Source organism: Rhodoferax sp. LB1P47 (assembly GCF_056521445.1).
The window spans coordinates 1-13,875 of sequence record NZ_JBWMAU010000004.1; the positions used below are offsets into that span (position 1 = coordinate 1).

At 63.8% G+C, this 13,875-nt stretch carries 12 protein-coding genes; 2 read left to right on the top strand and 10 right to left on the bottom strand.

Going from position 1 to position 13,875, the window contains the following annotated elements:
* Positions 1-172: 172 nt before the first annotated feature.
* Positions 173-634: a GNAT family N-acetyltransferase gene (locus AC0969_RS06655; protein WP_479623361.1), complete on the bottom strand. Its 462-nt coding sequence runs from the start codon at positions 632-634 to the stop codon at positions 173-175.
* Entirely contained in the window at positions 631-1,557 is a 927-nt protein-coding gene (locus AC0969_RS06660) for an alpha/beta hydrolase (protein WP_479623362.1), read from the bottom strand. Before AC0969_RS06660 ends, AC0969_RS06655 begins: the two co-directional genes overlap by 4 nt.
* Before the next feature lie 82 nt (positions 1,558-1,639).
* Here AC0969_RS06660 and trhA point away from each other — a divergent pair, with 82 nt between their 5' ends.
* Both trhA and AC0969_RS06670 read left to right on the top strand, forming a co-directional pair.
* Entirely contained in the window at positions 1,640-2,275 is a 636-nt protein-coding gene (gene trhA, locus AC0969_RS06665) for a PAQR family membrane homeostasis protein TrhA (protein WP_479623363.1), read from the top strand.
* 76 nt (positions 2,276-2,351) lie between these two features.
* Positions 2,352-2,636, top strand: a complete 285-nt coding sequence (locus AC0969_RS06670; protein WP_479623364.1) for a hypothetical protein — start codon at positions 2,352-2,354, stop codon at positions 2,634-2,636.
* Positions 2,637-2,699: 63 nt separating this feature from the next.
* Here the strand turns inward: AC0969_RS06670 and AC0969_RS06675 are convergent, their stop codons facing one another.
* From AC0969_RS06675 to AC0969_RS06710, 8 genes are all read right to left on the bottom strand, one after another.
* Complete coding sequence (locus tag AC0969_RS06675; RefSeq protein ID WP_479623365.1) at positions 2,700-3,524, bottom strand: HDOD domain-containing protein; 825 nt, start codon at positions 3,522-3,524, stop codon at positions 2,700-2,702.
* A gap of 92 nt (positions 3,525-3,616) precedes the next feature.
* Positions 3,617-5,968: a Tex family protein gene (locus AC0969_RS06680; protein WP_479623366.1), complete on the bottom strand. Its 2,352-nt coding sequence runs from the start codon at positions 5,966-5,968 to the stop codon at positions 3,617-3,619.
* A gap of 105 nt (positions 5,969-6,073) precedes the next feature.
* Positions 6,074-6,844 carry an ABC transporter ATP-binding protein gene (locus AC0969_RS06685; RefSeq protein ID WP_479623367.1) on the bottom strand — a complete coding sequence of 257 codons (771 nt, stop codon included), beginning with the start codon at positions 6,842-6,844 and terminating at the stop codon, positions 6,074-6,076.
* Positions 6,841-7,581 carry a molybdate ABC transporter substrate-binding protein gene (modA, locus tag AC0969_RS06690; protein ID WP_479623368.1) on the bottom strand — a complete coding sequence of 247 codons (741 nt, stop codon included), beginning with the start codon at positions 7,579-7,581 and terminating at the stop codon, positions 6,841-6,843. The genes AC0969_RS06685 and modA overlap by 4 nt, the downstream gene beginning before the upstream one ends.
* A complete protein-coding gene (gene modB / locus AC0969_RS06695; protein ID WP_479623369.1) occupies positions 7,581-8,264 on the bottom strand; it encodes a molybdate ABC transporter permease subunit in 684 nt (227 codons plus the stop codon). Before modB ends, modA begins: the two co-directional genes overlap by 1 nt.
* 76 nt (positions 8,265-8,340) lie before the next feature.
* Entirely contained in the window at positions 8,341-9,981 is a 1,641-nt protein-coding gene (pgm, locus tag AC0969_RS06700) for a phosphoglucomutase (alpha-D-glucose-1,6-bisphosphate-dependent) (RefSeq protein ID WP_479623370.1), read from the bottom strand.
* Between the two features lie 119 nt (positions 9,982-10,100).
* Positions 10,101-12,872 carry a response regulator gene (locus AC0969_RS06705; RefSeq protein ID WP_479623371.1) on the bottom strand — a complete coding sequence of 924 codons (2,772 nt, stop codon included), beginning with the start codon at positions 12,870-12,872 and terminating at the stop codon, positions 10,101-10,103.
* A gap of 68 nt (positions 12,873-12,940) precedes the next feature.
* Positions 12,941-13,870, bottom strand: coding sequence for a glutathione S-transferase family protein (locus AC0969_RS06710; RefSeq protein ID WP_479623372.1), 930 nt, complete (start codon positions 13,868-13,870; stop codon positions 12,941-12,943).
* Positions 13,871-13,875 lie beyond the last annotated feature (5 nt).

Here is a 13,875-nt window from a genome sequence, read left to right on the forward strand (position 1 = left end):
TTGGTATCCTGCAACTGGGCTGAGTCCTTGTGGTGTCTGGTTCGTTTTGCAACTCCAGGCTATCACTGTCCAGGGCTCAGCCCACCCAGGTTTCAGGGGTACTTCTTCTTATCCTAGTGGCATGAGGGTCAGAGCCCAAATGCGGGTAGAGCGCCCCTCGCCAATCAGGTTTTCAGCGCGCAATTGGGATCTGACCCCCATTGGCTACTAAAAACATCTCGACATGCGGAATCCCCACCTCCGCATAGACCTCGCCTCTCTTTGTGAACCCCAGCCGCTCGTAAAACCCCTGTGCGCTGGTCTGGGCGTGCAGGCACACCTCTGTATCGCCCCGTTCTTGGGCCGCTTGCACCAAAGCCTCCAGCACCTGCTGGCCCAGGCCGCTGCCGCGCAAGTTGGACAGTACCGCCATACGCCCGATGCGCCCCACGCCTGGCGCGTGCACCAGCAGGCGACCGGTGGCAACGGGTTCTCCCTGGGCATCGTAAATAACGGCGTGCACAGCAGTCTGGTCGGCCACGTCCCACTCCAACTCGGCGGGGATGTTTTGCTCGTGCACGAAAACAGCGGTGCGTACCCGGGCGGCTTGTGTCCCGAGTTGGCTCCAGGGGCCGATGGAGAGCTTGGTGGTCATAGATTGAATGCGTTACGTAGCGCCTGTGCAGCAGCTTGGTGGGCCTGTTTGGCCTCAGGTATTGCCCGGCCCATTTTGATGAATTCGTGGGTCACGCCCCGGTAGATGTCCAGATCGACCGGCACCCCGGCCAGCCGCAGCTTGTCGGCGTAGAGCAGGCCCTCGTCCACCAGCGGGTCGCATTCGGCCAAGCCGAACCAGGCAGGGGCCACGCCGTCTACGTCGGGGGCCTCCAGCGGAGCGAAGCGCCAGTCTTCATAGTCGGCCGGGGCGCGCAAATACTGGTTGAAAAAGAAGTGGATGTGTTCGCGCTCCAACAACAGGCCGCTGGCGAAGCGGCTGTGCGAGGGTGTATCGGCATAGGCTGCACAGCCGGGGTAGAACAGCAGTTGCAGGGCCAGAGGTAACTGCGCGTCGCGGGCCTGGATGGCGCAGACCGCCGCCAACGTGCCGCCTGCGCTGTCGCCGCCCACGGCCACACCGGTGCAGTCGGCTTGCGTGGCCAACCAGGCCAGTGCGTCCCAGGCATCGTCCACAGCAGTGGGAAAGCGGTGCTCGGGGGCCATGCGGTAGCCCAGCGACACCACAGCGCAGCCACTAAGGCGGCTGAGTTCGCGGCACAGGATGTCGTGGGTGTTGACGCTGCCCACCATGAAGCCGCCGCCGTGCAGGTAGAGCAAGGTGGGCAAGGGCCCGAAAGATGGCGCATAGCGCCGGGCGGGCAAGGCAAAGCCGTCGCGGGCCGGGATGGTGAAGTTATCCACCCGGGCCAGCGGGGCCTTGGGCACTTCCAGCATGCCCGCGCCGATTTCATAGGCATCGCGGGCTTGCTGGGGCGTGAGCAAATGCATGGGCGTGCGGCGGGCGCGGCCCATGCGCTGGAGTACGCCTGCCATCGCGGGGGTCAGTAGAGCTTTGTGCATGGGGCTTGATCGTAACGGTGTGCTGTCACGGTTTTGCCATCCAGATCTTTTCTACTCGGGGTTTTATCCAAACCCTAAGCCCATGCACATCCAGGAGCGCGCCCAAAGCCGGGGCGAAGAAATCGCCAACACGCTGAGCCACGGCCTCGCGCTGGCAGCCGCGCTGGTGGGCCTGCCGTTTTTGTTGCTGGCGGCAGGGCCGCATTTGCTGGGCGCCAGCATATTTGGAGCGACGCTGCTGCTGCTGTACCTGTCGTCCACCCTGTACCACGCGCTGCCAGCAGGGCGGGCCAAGCAGGTGTGGCTGCAGGTGGATTACGGGGCGATTTATTTCTTTATTGCGGGCAGTTACACGCCGTTTGCCCTCAGCGCGTTGTCGGCCACATCGGGCGTGTGGGGTTGGACGCTGTTTGCGCTGGTCTGGCTGCTGGCGATTGCGGGCACGGTCTTGAAGGTGTTGGGCCGTTTGTCGCACCCCTGGTTGTCTACCGGGCTGTACGTGGCGATGGGCTGGCTGGTGCTGGTGGCGGCTGTGCCGTTGGTGGGGCAGTTGTCGGCGCAAGGCCTGGCCTGGCTGGTGGCAGGGGGCGTGGCCTACACCGCAGGGGTGGTTTTCTTTGCGCTGGACGGGCGCTGGCGCTATGCCCATGCGGTGTGGCATGGCTTTGTGGTGCTGGGCAGCGCCTGCCATGCGGGCGCTGTCTTGTCACATTTTTGAAACCCAAACGTCATGGTTTGGGGGGGGCGCGTCGGGTTCAATACGGGTATTCCCATACCAACCCGAGGATTTCCCCATGAATGCAATCAAAGAAGCCCAAAAATTCATCGCCAAACACCCTGAATCTGACGCGGCCCGCACGCTGGCCCAACTGGTGCTGACGCTGGAATCCACCGAGTCGTTTCCGCTGGACAAGCTGTACGCGCTGGACCTGGACCGCTTTGATCTGGCGTTGGACATCCTGAAGGAATGGCGGCTAGACCGCTACATCGCGGGCAAGTCCAAGCTGTACGACCTGTCTTTGCAAATCCAGGAGCAAGGCCCGCAAGACCGTACATCCCATTTTGGCGAGCTAATCTAAGTATCTTATTGGCCTCTAGCGCATATAGAATATGCGTTAGTAGCTATTATTTAAATAGCAACTTCAGACAAAAGCGCCCAGATCCGTTTTGGCCGACCAGTCCAACGGGTCTTGCTGCAACACCATGTCGATGTCCAGCCCCAGCGCCAGCCCGACCTCGCCGGGGTAGCTGCCGACCAGCGCACTCTCATCGAGCTCAACCTCTTTGGCCCGTGCGCGCCAAGCCGCCAGGTGCACCACGCCCGCCAGGGGTTCGTACACGCCGTGCTCGAACGGGGAAATCTGGGATTGCAGGGTATCGACAATGCGGTCGGGAAACTGCCATTTGCGGGCGAAACCTGCGCCCACATCGGCATAGCAAAAGCCCAGGCGCTTGGTCTCCAGCCGGGCGCGGCGCAGGTCCAGCGGCAGCACCTGCTGGTTCAGCGCCGCCATCTCGGCAGGCAGACCCATGTGCAGCACCAGTTCGCCCACGGCGTGCACCAGTCCTGCCGTAAACGCGGTGGCTGGGTTGTGCCGCACCGCGCCTGCCAGCGCCCTTGAGAGCTTGGCCACGTTCAGGCTGTAGCGCCAAAACTGCTGCAAATTAACCCCCGGCACGGCCCGAAAGCTCAGGCCCAGCGCCGCTGCCTGGGCCAGGCTGCGCAGGTGGTCCACCCCCAAAATCGCCAATGCTTCAGGGATGCTGCTGACCTTGCGCGACAGGTTGAACATGGCCGAATTGGCCAGTGTGAGCAGCCGCGTGGTCAGCGCCGGGTCGGTGCCAATCACCTGCCCGAGTTTGCGTAAATCGGGTTCGGGGCGAGCCAACTCGCTGAGCAGCAGCGCCACCGCTTTGGGGATGCTGGGCAAGGCCGCTTCGGAGGCTAGCAGGTCGTTTAACTCCATAGGGGCTGGTTCCTAGCGTGGGGGATGGTGCATGGTAAGGGATTCAGCCCTCACCCCGGCCCTCTCCCGTGGACGGGAGAGGGAGAAAAACCCTAGCGTTTTTGCAGTTTGGCGAAAGCCGAGGCCATTGCGGATTGGGCGGGTGTTTCACTGCGGCGTGGGGCTTGCTGGCCACGCGCTGCGCCTTCAAAGCGGTTGTCACGGGGCGCGTCGCTGCGGGCCGGGGCGTCACCCAGCTTCATGCTCAGGGCAATGCGCTTGCGGACCACGTCCACCTCGACCACGCGCACCTTGACGATGTCGCCGGTCTTGACGACTTCGCGGGCATCGGTGGTGAACTTGTGGCTGAGCTGGCTCACATGGACCAGGCCGTCCTGGTGCACGCCCAGATCCACAAACGCGCCGAAAGCCGCCACGTTGCTCACCGTGCCCTCCAAGATCATGCCCTCGACCAGGTCCTTGATGTTTTCCACGCCGTCGTTGAAGCGGGCCACCTTGAAGTCGGGGCGCGGGTCGCGGCCGGGCTTTTCCAGCTCGGCGATGATGTCCTTGACGGTGATCACGCCAAATTTTTCATTTGCAAACAGCTCGGGCCGCAGGGTTTTGAGCATGTCGGCACGGCCCATCAGCTCGGTGACGGGCTTGGCGGTTTGCTTGATGATGTCTTGCACCAGCGGATAGGTTTCGGGGTGCACGCCAGTCATGTCCAGCGGGTTGTCGCCGCCGCGAATGCGCAAAAAGCCAGCGCTCTGCTCAAAGGTCTTGGCCCCCAGGCCGCTGACTTCCATGAGCTGCTTGCGGTTTTTGAATGCGCCATTGGCTTCGCGCCAGCGCACCACCGCCTTCGCCACCGTGGCCGACAGGCCGGACACCCGCGTCAGCAGCGGCACGCTGGCCGTATTCAAATCCACACCGACCGAGTTCACGCAGTCTTCCACCACCGCCTCCAGGCTGCGGGCCAGGTCGTTTTGGCTCACGTCGTGCTGGTACTGGCCCACGCCGATGGATTTAGGGTCGATCTTCACCAGCTCGGCCAGCGGGTCTTGCAAGCGGCGGGCGATGCTGGCGGCACCGCGCAGGCTTACGTCTACATCCGGCATTTCTTGCGAGGCAAATTCGCTGGCGGAGTACACCGAAGCGCCCGCCTCGCTGACCACCACGCGCTGCATGGCCGTCTTGGGTGCGCCGCTAGGGTCTACGTGCTTTTCCAGCAGCTTCATCAAATCGGCGGCCAGCTTGTCGGTTTCGCGGCTGGCCGTGCCGTTGCCGATGGCGATCAGGTTCACGCCGTGCTTGATGCACAGCTTGCCCAAGGTGTGCAGCGAGCCTTCCCAGTCGCGCTTAGGCTCGTGCGGGAAGACGGTGGCGGTTTCCACCAGCTTGCCGGTGGTGTCCACCACCGCCACCTTCACGCCGGTGCGGATGCCGGGGTCTAGTCCCAGCACCACGCGCGGGCCGGCGGGTGCAGCCAGCAGCAGGTCGCGCAGGTTGTCGGCAAACACTTTGATGGCCACCTTCTCGGCATCTTCGCGCAGCTTGGCGAACAGATCGCGCTCGGTGGACAGGCTGAGCTTGACGCGCCAGGTCCAGGCCACGCATTTGCGCAGCAAATCATCGGCCGGGCGGCTCTGGTGGCTCCAGCCCAAATGAATGGCAATACGGCCTTCGGCCAACGACGGTTTGCCGGGTTCGGGCTCCACCGGCAAGACCAGCTTGGCGTCCAAAAACTCCAGCCCACGCCCCCGGAACACGGCCAGCGCGCGGTGCGAGGGCACGCGGCCAATCGGCTCGTCGTAGTCGAAATAGTCGCGGAACTTGGCGATGTCGGGGTGGTTTTCGTCCTTGCCTGCGGCCAGTTTGCTGCGGAAAAGCCCCTCGTTCCAGAGCCAGCCGCGCAGGTTTTGCACCAAACCCGCGTCTTCGGCCCAGCGCTCGCTGAGGATGTCGCGCACGCCGTCCAGCACGGCCTGCACGGTGGTGAAGTCGTCGCCGTTTTCACCTTTTTCGGCCTTCACGAAGGGCTGGGCGGCATCGGCAGGCACCAGCAGCGGGTTCGTAAACAGCCGATCTGCCAGCGGCTCGATGCCAGACTCGCGGGCGATCTGGCCCTTGGTGCGGCGCTTGGTTTTGAAGGGCAGGTACAGGTCTTCCAGCTCCTGCTTGGTGCTGGCTGTGAACAGGGCGGCACGCAGCGCGTCGGTCATCTTGCCCTGCTCTTCGATGCTTTTGACTATTGCTTCGCGGCGGTCTTCGAGTTCGCGCAGGTAGCCCAGGCGGGTTTCCAGCTCGCGCAGCTGGATGTCGTCCAGCCCGCCGGTCACTTCTTTGCGGTAGCGGGCGATAAAGGGCACGGTGGCCCCGCCATCGAGCAGGTCTACGGCGGCGCGAACTTGCTCTTCGCGGGCTTTGATTTCAACGGCAAGTTGGCGAATGATTTTCTGCATGAACGGGGTCGGTTAAGAGACAAGGGCGAGAGTTTGCCACAGCCGCCCCATTGCCAAATTTATATAAAAATCGGCCTCTAGCGCTTATTCAACCTACGCAAGTAGCTATTTATTTAATAGCATTTGCCGGAGTTTGGTTTGCAGCGGGGTGTGTTCCGCGCCCCCCATGGCCACCCGCGCCAGGCTGCGGGCGGTTGCATCCAGCAGGTTGATTTCTTGCGCCACCTGCCCGGCTTCAAACACCCAGGCCACGTCGGCCAGGGCCAGCACATCGTCCACGTCGTGGGTGACCATCAGGGCCGGAATGCCCCACTGGCGGCGCACCAGAGCCAGTTCTTCGCGCAGGCTCTGGCGCAGGCTGGGGTGCAGCGCGGCGAAGGGCTCGTCCAGCAGCAGCACCTGCGGCTGGCAGGCCAAGGCCCGCGCCAGCGCCACCCGCTGCTGCTGCCCACCGGAGAGCGTGGCCGGACGGCTGTGGGCCAGCGCAGCGAGGCCAAAGCTGTCTAAAAGCGCTTGGATGTGGGCTTGCTCCGTGGACGACAGGCGGCGTTTGCGCCAGTTTTTCAAGCCGAAAGCGATGTTGTCGGCCACCGACAGGTGCGGAAACAGCGCGTAGTGTTGCGGCAGGTAGCCCACACGGCGCTGGGGCGTGGGCACGTTGATGCCCTGCCCTGCATCAAACAGCGTGCGCCCGTCCAGCCGGATGTGGCCGCGTGTGGGGCGCAGCAGCCCGGCAATCGCCTGCAAGGTCAGCGATTTGCCCGCCCCCGACGGCCCGTACAGCGCGGCAAACGGCGCAGCACTGGCAAAGCGCACCGCCAGATCGAAGCGCCTACGGCCATCGGTCACGTTAAGTTGAATGTCTACATCGATCAAGGTTTGCCGAAGCCGTATTTAGATAGAACCTGCTGGGCCGCATCGGTGAGCAGGAAGTTGACGAAATTCTGTGCCACGGCCTTCTGCGGGCTGTCGCTGACCACGGCAACCGGGTACGACACGGGGGTATGGCCAGGCGGGGTGAGAACGATTTTCACCTTGTCGCCGAACAATATGGCATCGGTGCGGTAAATGAGCCCGGCCTCCACTTCGCCGCGCGCCACGTAGTCCAGCACCTGGCGCACGCTGTCGGCTTGCACGAACTTGGGCTCCAGCTGCGTCCATAGGTTGGCGCTGGTGAGGGTTTGCTGGGTGTAGCGGCCGGCAGGTACGGTGGCGGGCTTGCCGATGGCGATTTTGCGCACGGCGGGGCTGGTGAGGTCTTGCAGGGTCTTGAGGCCGGGGCCATCTTGGCCGGGCTCGACCAGCACCAGGCTGTTGGTGGCGAAGTTCTTGCGGCTGGCGGGCACGATGAGGTTTTGCGCCATAGCCCGGTCCATCGTGTCCTGGTCGGCACTGGCGAATACGTCCACCGGTGCGCCTTGGCGGATTTGCTGCAACAGTACGCCGGACGCGGCAAAGTTGAAGCGCACCGTGGTACCGGGCTGGCGGGCCTCGAACTGGCGGCCTAGCTCTTTGAAGGCATCGGTCAAGCTGGCGGCGGTGGAGACGGTGATTTGCTGGGCGGATACCGCCAACGGCAGGAGCAGAAAAAGGCTAATCCATCGCATGGGCATTACCGGAATGAGAAAAAGCGGTTCGACAACACCAGCACGGTGATCGACAGCACCGAAGTGATGGCCACCAGCAACAGCGCCAGGTCGTCTTGCCCGGCCTGCACGGAGTCGTAAATGGCCATCGACAGGGTTTGCGTTTGCTGCGGAATCGAGCCCGCCACCATCAGCGACGCGCCAAATTCGCCCATCGCGCGGGCAAAGGCCAGCAGCATGCCCGCCAGAATACCGGGCCAGGCAAGCGGCAAGGTGACGCGCAAAAAGACCGACAACGGGCTTTGGCGCAGCGTGCTGGCCGCCGCCTCCAACGAACGGTCCACCCCGGCAAAGGCCGCGCTGGCCGACTTGAGCACCAGCGGCAAGGCGACGATGCTAGACGCCACCACCGCGCCGTGCCAGCTAAAAATGATCGTGTAGTCCAGGTGCGCCCGCAGCCAGCTGCCCAGCGGGCTGCGCCGCCCGGCCGCGACCAAAATGGCGTAGCCAATCACCGTGGGCGGCAGCACCAGCGGCAGCATGCACACGGCTTCCAACACGCCGCTGCCGGGGAATTGTTTGCGGGCAAAGACCCAGCCGAGGGCGATGCCCGCGATGGTGGCAAACAGCGTCGCCACCGCCGCCACCTTGAGCGACAAGATGAGCGGAAACCAGTCCATAGAGGCGAGGAGCGCTTGCATGGTCGGCATTGTAGCGGGCCAGTTTTAAGCTAAATAGGCTGCTAGCGCATATCCCACCTGCACAAGCAGCTATTAATATAGGAGCTTAGGCTAGCGCCAAATCCACAATGCCCTGCGCTTCGGTGGTGATGCGGCGCAGGTGCTCCTCGCCGTGGAAGCTTTCGGCGTAGATTTTGTAGATGTTCTCGGTGCCGGAGGGGCGTGCGGCGAACCAGCCGTTTTCGGTCATCACCTTCAGGCCGCCCAGGCTGGCACCGTTGCCGGGGGCGGTGGTCAGCACTTGGGTGATGGGCTCGCCCGCCAGCTCGGCGCTGGTGATTTGCTGCGGGGTGAGTTTGCCGAGCTTCTTTTTTTGCTCGGGTGTGGCGGGGGCGTCGATGCGGTCGTAGGCGGGCGCGCCGAACGCATCGGTCAGCAGTTTGTACGACTCGCCGGGGTCGCGGCCGGTGCGGGCGATCATTTCGGCCGACAGCAAGGCGGGCACCAGACCGTCTTTGTCGGTGGTCCAGACGCTGCCGTCATGCCGCAGGAAGGACGCGCCCGCGCTCTCCTCGCCCACAAAGCCCAGGCTGCCGTCGCACAGGCCGTTGGCAAACCACTTGAAGCCAACCGGCACCTCGAACAGATTGCGGCCCAGGCGCGCGGCCACGCGGTCGATCATGCTGCTGCTGACCAGGGTTTTGCCGATGCCGGCCTGCGGGCTCCAGCCGGGGCGGTTCTGGAACAGGTACTCGATACACACGGCCAGGTAATGGTTGGGCTGCACCAGGCCGCTGCTGCGGGTGACGATGCCGTGGCGGTCGTGGTCGGTGTCGCAGGCAAATGCGATGTCGTATTTGTCTTTGAGTCCGATCAACGAGGCCATGGCGTTTTTGCTGGACGGGTCCATGCGGATGCGGCCATCCCAGTCCATCGACATGAAGCGGAACGTGGCATCCACCTGCTCGCTCACCACGCTGAGGTTGAGCGCGTACTTTTCGGCAATGCGGGCCCAGTAGTGCACGCCCGCACCGCCCAGCGGGTCCACGCCCATGCGCACGCCCGCGCTGCGGATGAGGTCCATATCGATCACATTGGCCAAGTCAGCCACGTAGCTACTGACGTAATCGTGGCGGTGCGTGGTGTCGGCGCGCAGAGCCTGGGCGTAGGGCATGCGCTTCACGTCTTTCAGGCCGGTTTCCAGGTGCACGTTGGCGGCTTTTTCGATCCAGCCGGTGATGTCGCTGTCGGCCGGGCCGCCGTTGGTAGGGTTGTACTTGTAGCCGCCGTCTTCGGGCGGGTTGTGCGACGGGGTCATCAAAATGCCGTCGGCTAAACCCGAGGTGCGGCCTTTGTTGTAGACCAGGATGGCGTGCGACACGGCGGGCGTGGGGGTGTATTCATCGCCCTCGGCCAGCATCACATGCACGCCGTTGGCGGCCAGCACCTCCAGCGCAGTGGCCCCGGCGGGCTCGGACAAGGCGTGGGTGTCTAGCCCCAAAAACACCGGGCCGGTGATGCCGCTCTTGGCGCGGTATTCGCAGATAGCCTGGGTGATGGCCAGCACGTGCTGTTCGTTGAAGCTGCTGCTAAAAGCGCTGCCCCGGTGGCCCGAGGTGCCAAACGCCACGCGCTGGGTGCTGATGCCCGGGTCGGGCTGCTGGCTGTAGTAGGCAGTGACGAGGCGCGGCAGGTTGACCAGAAGAGAGAGCGGCGCGGTGTGGCCAGCCAGGGGATTGTGGGACATGGTGAAGCCATTTCTTTAATGCGGGGGTGTCTTGCCAAGACCCGGCAGCAGGTACTTGACACGCAATATTGAACCACAGCCACCCGGCATTTCTGTGCCGTTACAAGGTGATACTTTGATTAATTTAAAGCGCTTTGGATGCCGGGCAGCAGCTCGGCGGCGCGTTCAAAGTCGTAGTCGCGCAGGGCCCGGTCCAGCGGCTGGATGCGCTTGGCCCAGGGGGTCTTATTGAGCATGTCGATGCACTGCCCGCCTACGTCGATGGCATCGGCATCGTTGTTATCTACCAGGGTGACCAGTTGCACCAGCAGGCCGTGCAGCAGGGCCCGGTCGGCGGCCGACAGTTCGCCGATTTCGGCATCGGTGGCGGTTGAATGGTCGGGGTTGCCGCCCAGGCTGGCGATGCTGGTCAGCACCTGCGCCAGGGCCTGGGCGGTGGATGCCAGCAAGGGGGGCAGTGCGTCCGGTGCGTGCGGCGAGGTCAGGCAGGCGGCCTCCAGCTGGTCAGCGGCGGCATACAGCGCAAGCGCTCCGATATTGCCCGCCAGGCCCTTGAGGGTGTGGGCCTGGCGCACCAGGGTGTCGGCATCGCCGGTGGCCAGGGTGGCCTGAAAGCGTGGCACGAAGTCGTGCTCGCTGAGGGCAAATTTGCGCAGCATGCGCTGGTAGAAGTCCATATTGCCCGCCATCACCCGCAGGCCCGCACGCACGTCGATGCCGGGCATGTCGCCCAACTCGGCGCAGTCATCGGCCGGGGCCACGCTCTCGGGTGCGCGAAATGATGGCACGGCGCGCGGCGGCAGCCGGGGCATGTCCAGCGGCTGTGGCGGCACAGCGGCAGGTATTTCGGCCCGCACCACCCATTTGCCGATGGTGGCAAACATCGCGCCCACATCCAACGGCTTGGTGATGTGGTCGTTCATGCCCACGACCCGCACCCGCTCGCGGTCGCGGCTTTCGGTATTGGCGGTCATGGCGATGATGGGCAGCGTGGCAAAGCGTGGGTCCTGGCGCAGCAGCATCGTGGCGGCGTAGCCGTCCAGCACCGGCATCTGGCAGTCCATCAGCACCACATCAAACGGCTGGGCCCGCACCCTGTCTACCGCCTCTTGGCCGTTGTTGGCCACTTCGACCAGCACACCGACACCGGTGAGTAATTCAAAGGCCAGCTCCTGGTTGATTTCGTTGTCTTCCACCAGCAGCAGACGGATGCCGCGCAGCTTGGCCGAGCTCTCCCGGGCCCCTTCGCGCTTGGCCATCTGGCGGGATTTTTCGACATAAGCCTCGGTGCCGACGGCCTGGGTCAGCGTGTCGTACAGGGTGGACGCGGTGACCGGCTTGGTCAGCACGCTGTAGATGCCCACGCCCGACTGCTGCGCCGCCTGCAAGGCATCGACGCGGCTGTGGGCGGTGACCATCACCACTTTGGGCAGGATGATGCGGGGCTGGGCTTGCAGGCGCTTGAGGGTTTCGATGCCGTCCATCTGCGGCATCATCCAGTCGAGCAGGATCAGGTCGTAGGGCGTGCCCTTGCTTTGCGCCTTGGCGGTCAGGGCCACGGCGCTCATGCCGTTGTCGGTGGCATCCACTTGCAGGCCAAAGGCGGTGCTGAGGTGGGTCAGGATGTCGCGGGCGCTTTCGTTGTCGTCTACCACCAGCACGCGGGTGCGCTGGAAGTCGTCGCGGCGGGCGCTGCGGCGTTCAAAATCTTGCTCGGTCTGGCGCATCAGCCGGGCGGTGAAGTGGACGGTGCTGCCCACGCCCGGTGCGCTTTCTACCCAGATTTGTCCGTCCATCATCTCGGTCAGGGTTTTGGCAATGCTCAGGCCCAAGCCGGTGCCGCCATATTTGCGCGAGGTCGAGGTGTCGGCCTGGGTGAAGGCCTGGAACAGTTTTTGCTGCTGCTCCGGCGACATGCCAATGCCGGTATCGCGCACCCAAAAATGCAGGGTGACGTGTTTTTTGTCGGGCGCAATGGTGGGCGACTGCGCCAGCTCGACCCCCACCACAATCTCGCCTTGCGTGGTGAATTTGAGCGCATTGCCCGCCAGATTTAGCAAAATCTGGCCCAAGCGCACAGCGTCTCCCACCAGGGCCGACGGAATATTGGCGCGAGTATCGAATAAAAACTCGATGCCCTTGTCTTCCGCCTTGGGGCAGACCAGGTCGGCCACATGGCCCATCAACTGGTCTAGCTGGAAGTTGCCTATGTCCAGATCCAGCTTGCCGGCTTCGATTTTGGAAAAATCGAGTATGTCATTCAAGATGCCCAGCAAACTCGCCGCCGAGCTGCTGACTTTTTCGATGTAATTGCGCTGCTTGCGGCTGAGCTCGGTATTCAGCGCCAAGCTGCTCATACCGATGATCGCATTCATGGGGGTGCGGATTTCGTGGCTCATATTGGCCAGAAAATCCGATTTGGCGCGGTTCGAGTCCGCTACCGATTGCAGGGCCTTGGAGAGTGCGATTTCGGCCAGCTTGGCAGCGGTAATGTCCTGGGTCACGCCCTGCATCTGGAGCATCTGGTGCTGGCTGTCGCGCTGCACGTAAGCCAGGGTGTGCAGCCACACCACGCGGCCATCGCTGGGCCGTTTGTAGGGGTACGTCGCATCCAACACCGCCGTACGCCCGGCAACGGCGTCGTCAAAACTTTGCCGGACGGCGGCGGCAAGCAGCGGGTCGGCATCGGCCATGCGGCTCCACATCTCGGACTCGGCGCTGTACTGCCAGTGCGGCGGCCGCAGTGCTTCGCCGCACATCGAGGCATAGCGCTCGGAGGACACCAGCACATCCGGCTGCGCCGCGTGGAGTTGCCAATGGCCGGACTGGGTGAGTTCCAACGTCTGCTCAAGCAGCTGTTGGGCTGGCTGTAGCGTGTGTGCGGTTTGCATGGTGGATCCTCCCGTTTTCATGGATACGGGCGCAGCTTACTACGCCCTACCCCACCATCCAGCCTACATTACGCTGCCCGCAGCACGTAGCCGATACGCGGAAAGTGCACATGCACCGTGCCCGCCCGCGCGTCCACCCGGCGCAGCGTCATGTGCATGCGGGTGGCGGCCACCAGTGCGCCTTCCGTAGCCTCGGTGCCAAAGCTCTCGGCGTGGATGCGGACCTGGCTGCCCAGCGGGATGCCGTGGTCGTCCTGGAACACCTCGTCCGCCAGGGCCACCGGCGAAGCCGCAGCCGCCACGGCAATTGCGTCCGCCGCAGTCAGCCGTCCGGCCTCGCTCTGGGCAAATCCGGCCATGCGGTCCATCCAGGCAAGCACGCTGGGGGTGGCATCCAAAATGCCTGCAATACCGGACACATGCACCCGGGTGAACCACAGCGGCGCGTAGGCCGCAAAGTCGGCCAGACAGGCCACATGGCCCACCAGAAACGGCTGGTCTTCCAGCATGGTGGCCAAGCGGCGCAAATAGGATTTGTAGGCCGTGGTGGCGTCCCCCACCCGGATGCGCGGGGCGCTGCCGACCATCTTGGCCCGGTCGTCGGCAAAGGCCTGGGCGAAGCCGGGCGGCACTTGACCAAACATCTGTTCGCGGCCCTTGGGCTGGAAGTTGTAGGCCATCGCCGTGGTGAACAGCGTGGTGTCGGCCCACTGCGCCAGCACCCGTGCCAGCCCTTTGTGGGTGGCGGGCGACAGGGATGGCGTGGGCTGGCGGTGCTCCAGCACATCGCAGATCAGGGCGGTGTCGCAGTAGATGTCGGCCCCGATTTGCAGAATGGGGGTTTTACGGTAGCCGCCTGTGAGCGCCTCGACATCCGGCTTGGGTGCTATGGGCGGCACGTTGACCGACTGCCAAGCAAGTTGTTTGAAGGCCAGCACCCGGCGGATTTTTTCGGCAAAGGGCGAGGTTTTGTAGTGGTGCAAGATCAGGTCGGCCATGGGGG

Excerpts from the sequence above, each read along its gene's own strand:
- AC0969_RS06655 (WP_479623361.1), bottom strand. The coding sequence starts at position 634 with ATGACCACCAAGCTCTCCATCGGCCCCTGGAGCCAACTCGGGACACAA.
- AC0969_RS06680 (WP_479623366.1), bottom strand. The coding sequence starts at position 5,968 with ATGCAGAAAATCATTCGCCAACTTGCCGTTGAAATCAAAGCCCGCGAA.
- AC0969_RS06660 (WP_479623362.1), bottom strand. The coding sequence starts at position 1,557 with ATGCACAAAGCTCTACTGACCCCCGCGATGGCAGGCGTACTCCAGCGC.
- AC0969_RS06705 (WP_479623371.1), bottom strand. The coding sequence starts at position 12,872 with ATGCAAACCGCACACACGCTACAGCCAGCCCAACAGCTGCTTGAGCAG.
- AC0969_RS06675 (WP_479623365.1), bottom strand. The coding sequence starts at position 3,524 with ATGGAGTTAAACGACCTGCTAGCCTCCGAAGCGGCCTTGCCCAGCATC.
- AC0969_RS06710 (WP_479623372.1), bottom strand. The coding sequence starts at position 13,870 with ATGGCCGACCTGATCTTGCACCACTACAAAACCTCGCCCTTTGCCGAA.
- modA (WP_479623368.1), bottom strand. The coding sequence starts at position 7,581 with ATGCCCATGCGATGGATTAGCCTTTTTCTGCTCCTGCCGTTGGCGGTA.
- trhA (WP_479623363.1), top strand. The coding sequence starts at position 1,640 with ATGCACATCCAGGAGCGCGCCCAAAGCCGGGGCGAAGAAATCGCCAAC.
- pgm (WP_479623370.1), bottom strand. The coding sequence starts at position 9,981 with ATGTCCCACAATCCCCTGGCTGGCCACACCGCGCCGCTCTCTCTTCTG.
- modB (WP_479623369.1), bottom strand. The coding sequence starts at position 8,264 with ATGCCGACCATGCAAGCGCTCCTCGCCTCTATGGACTGGTTTCCGCTC.
- AC0969_RS06670 (WP_479623364.1), top strand. The coding sequence starts at position 2,352 with ATGAATGCAATCAAAGAAGCCCAAAAATTCATCGCCAAACACCCTGAA.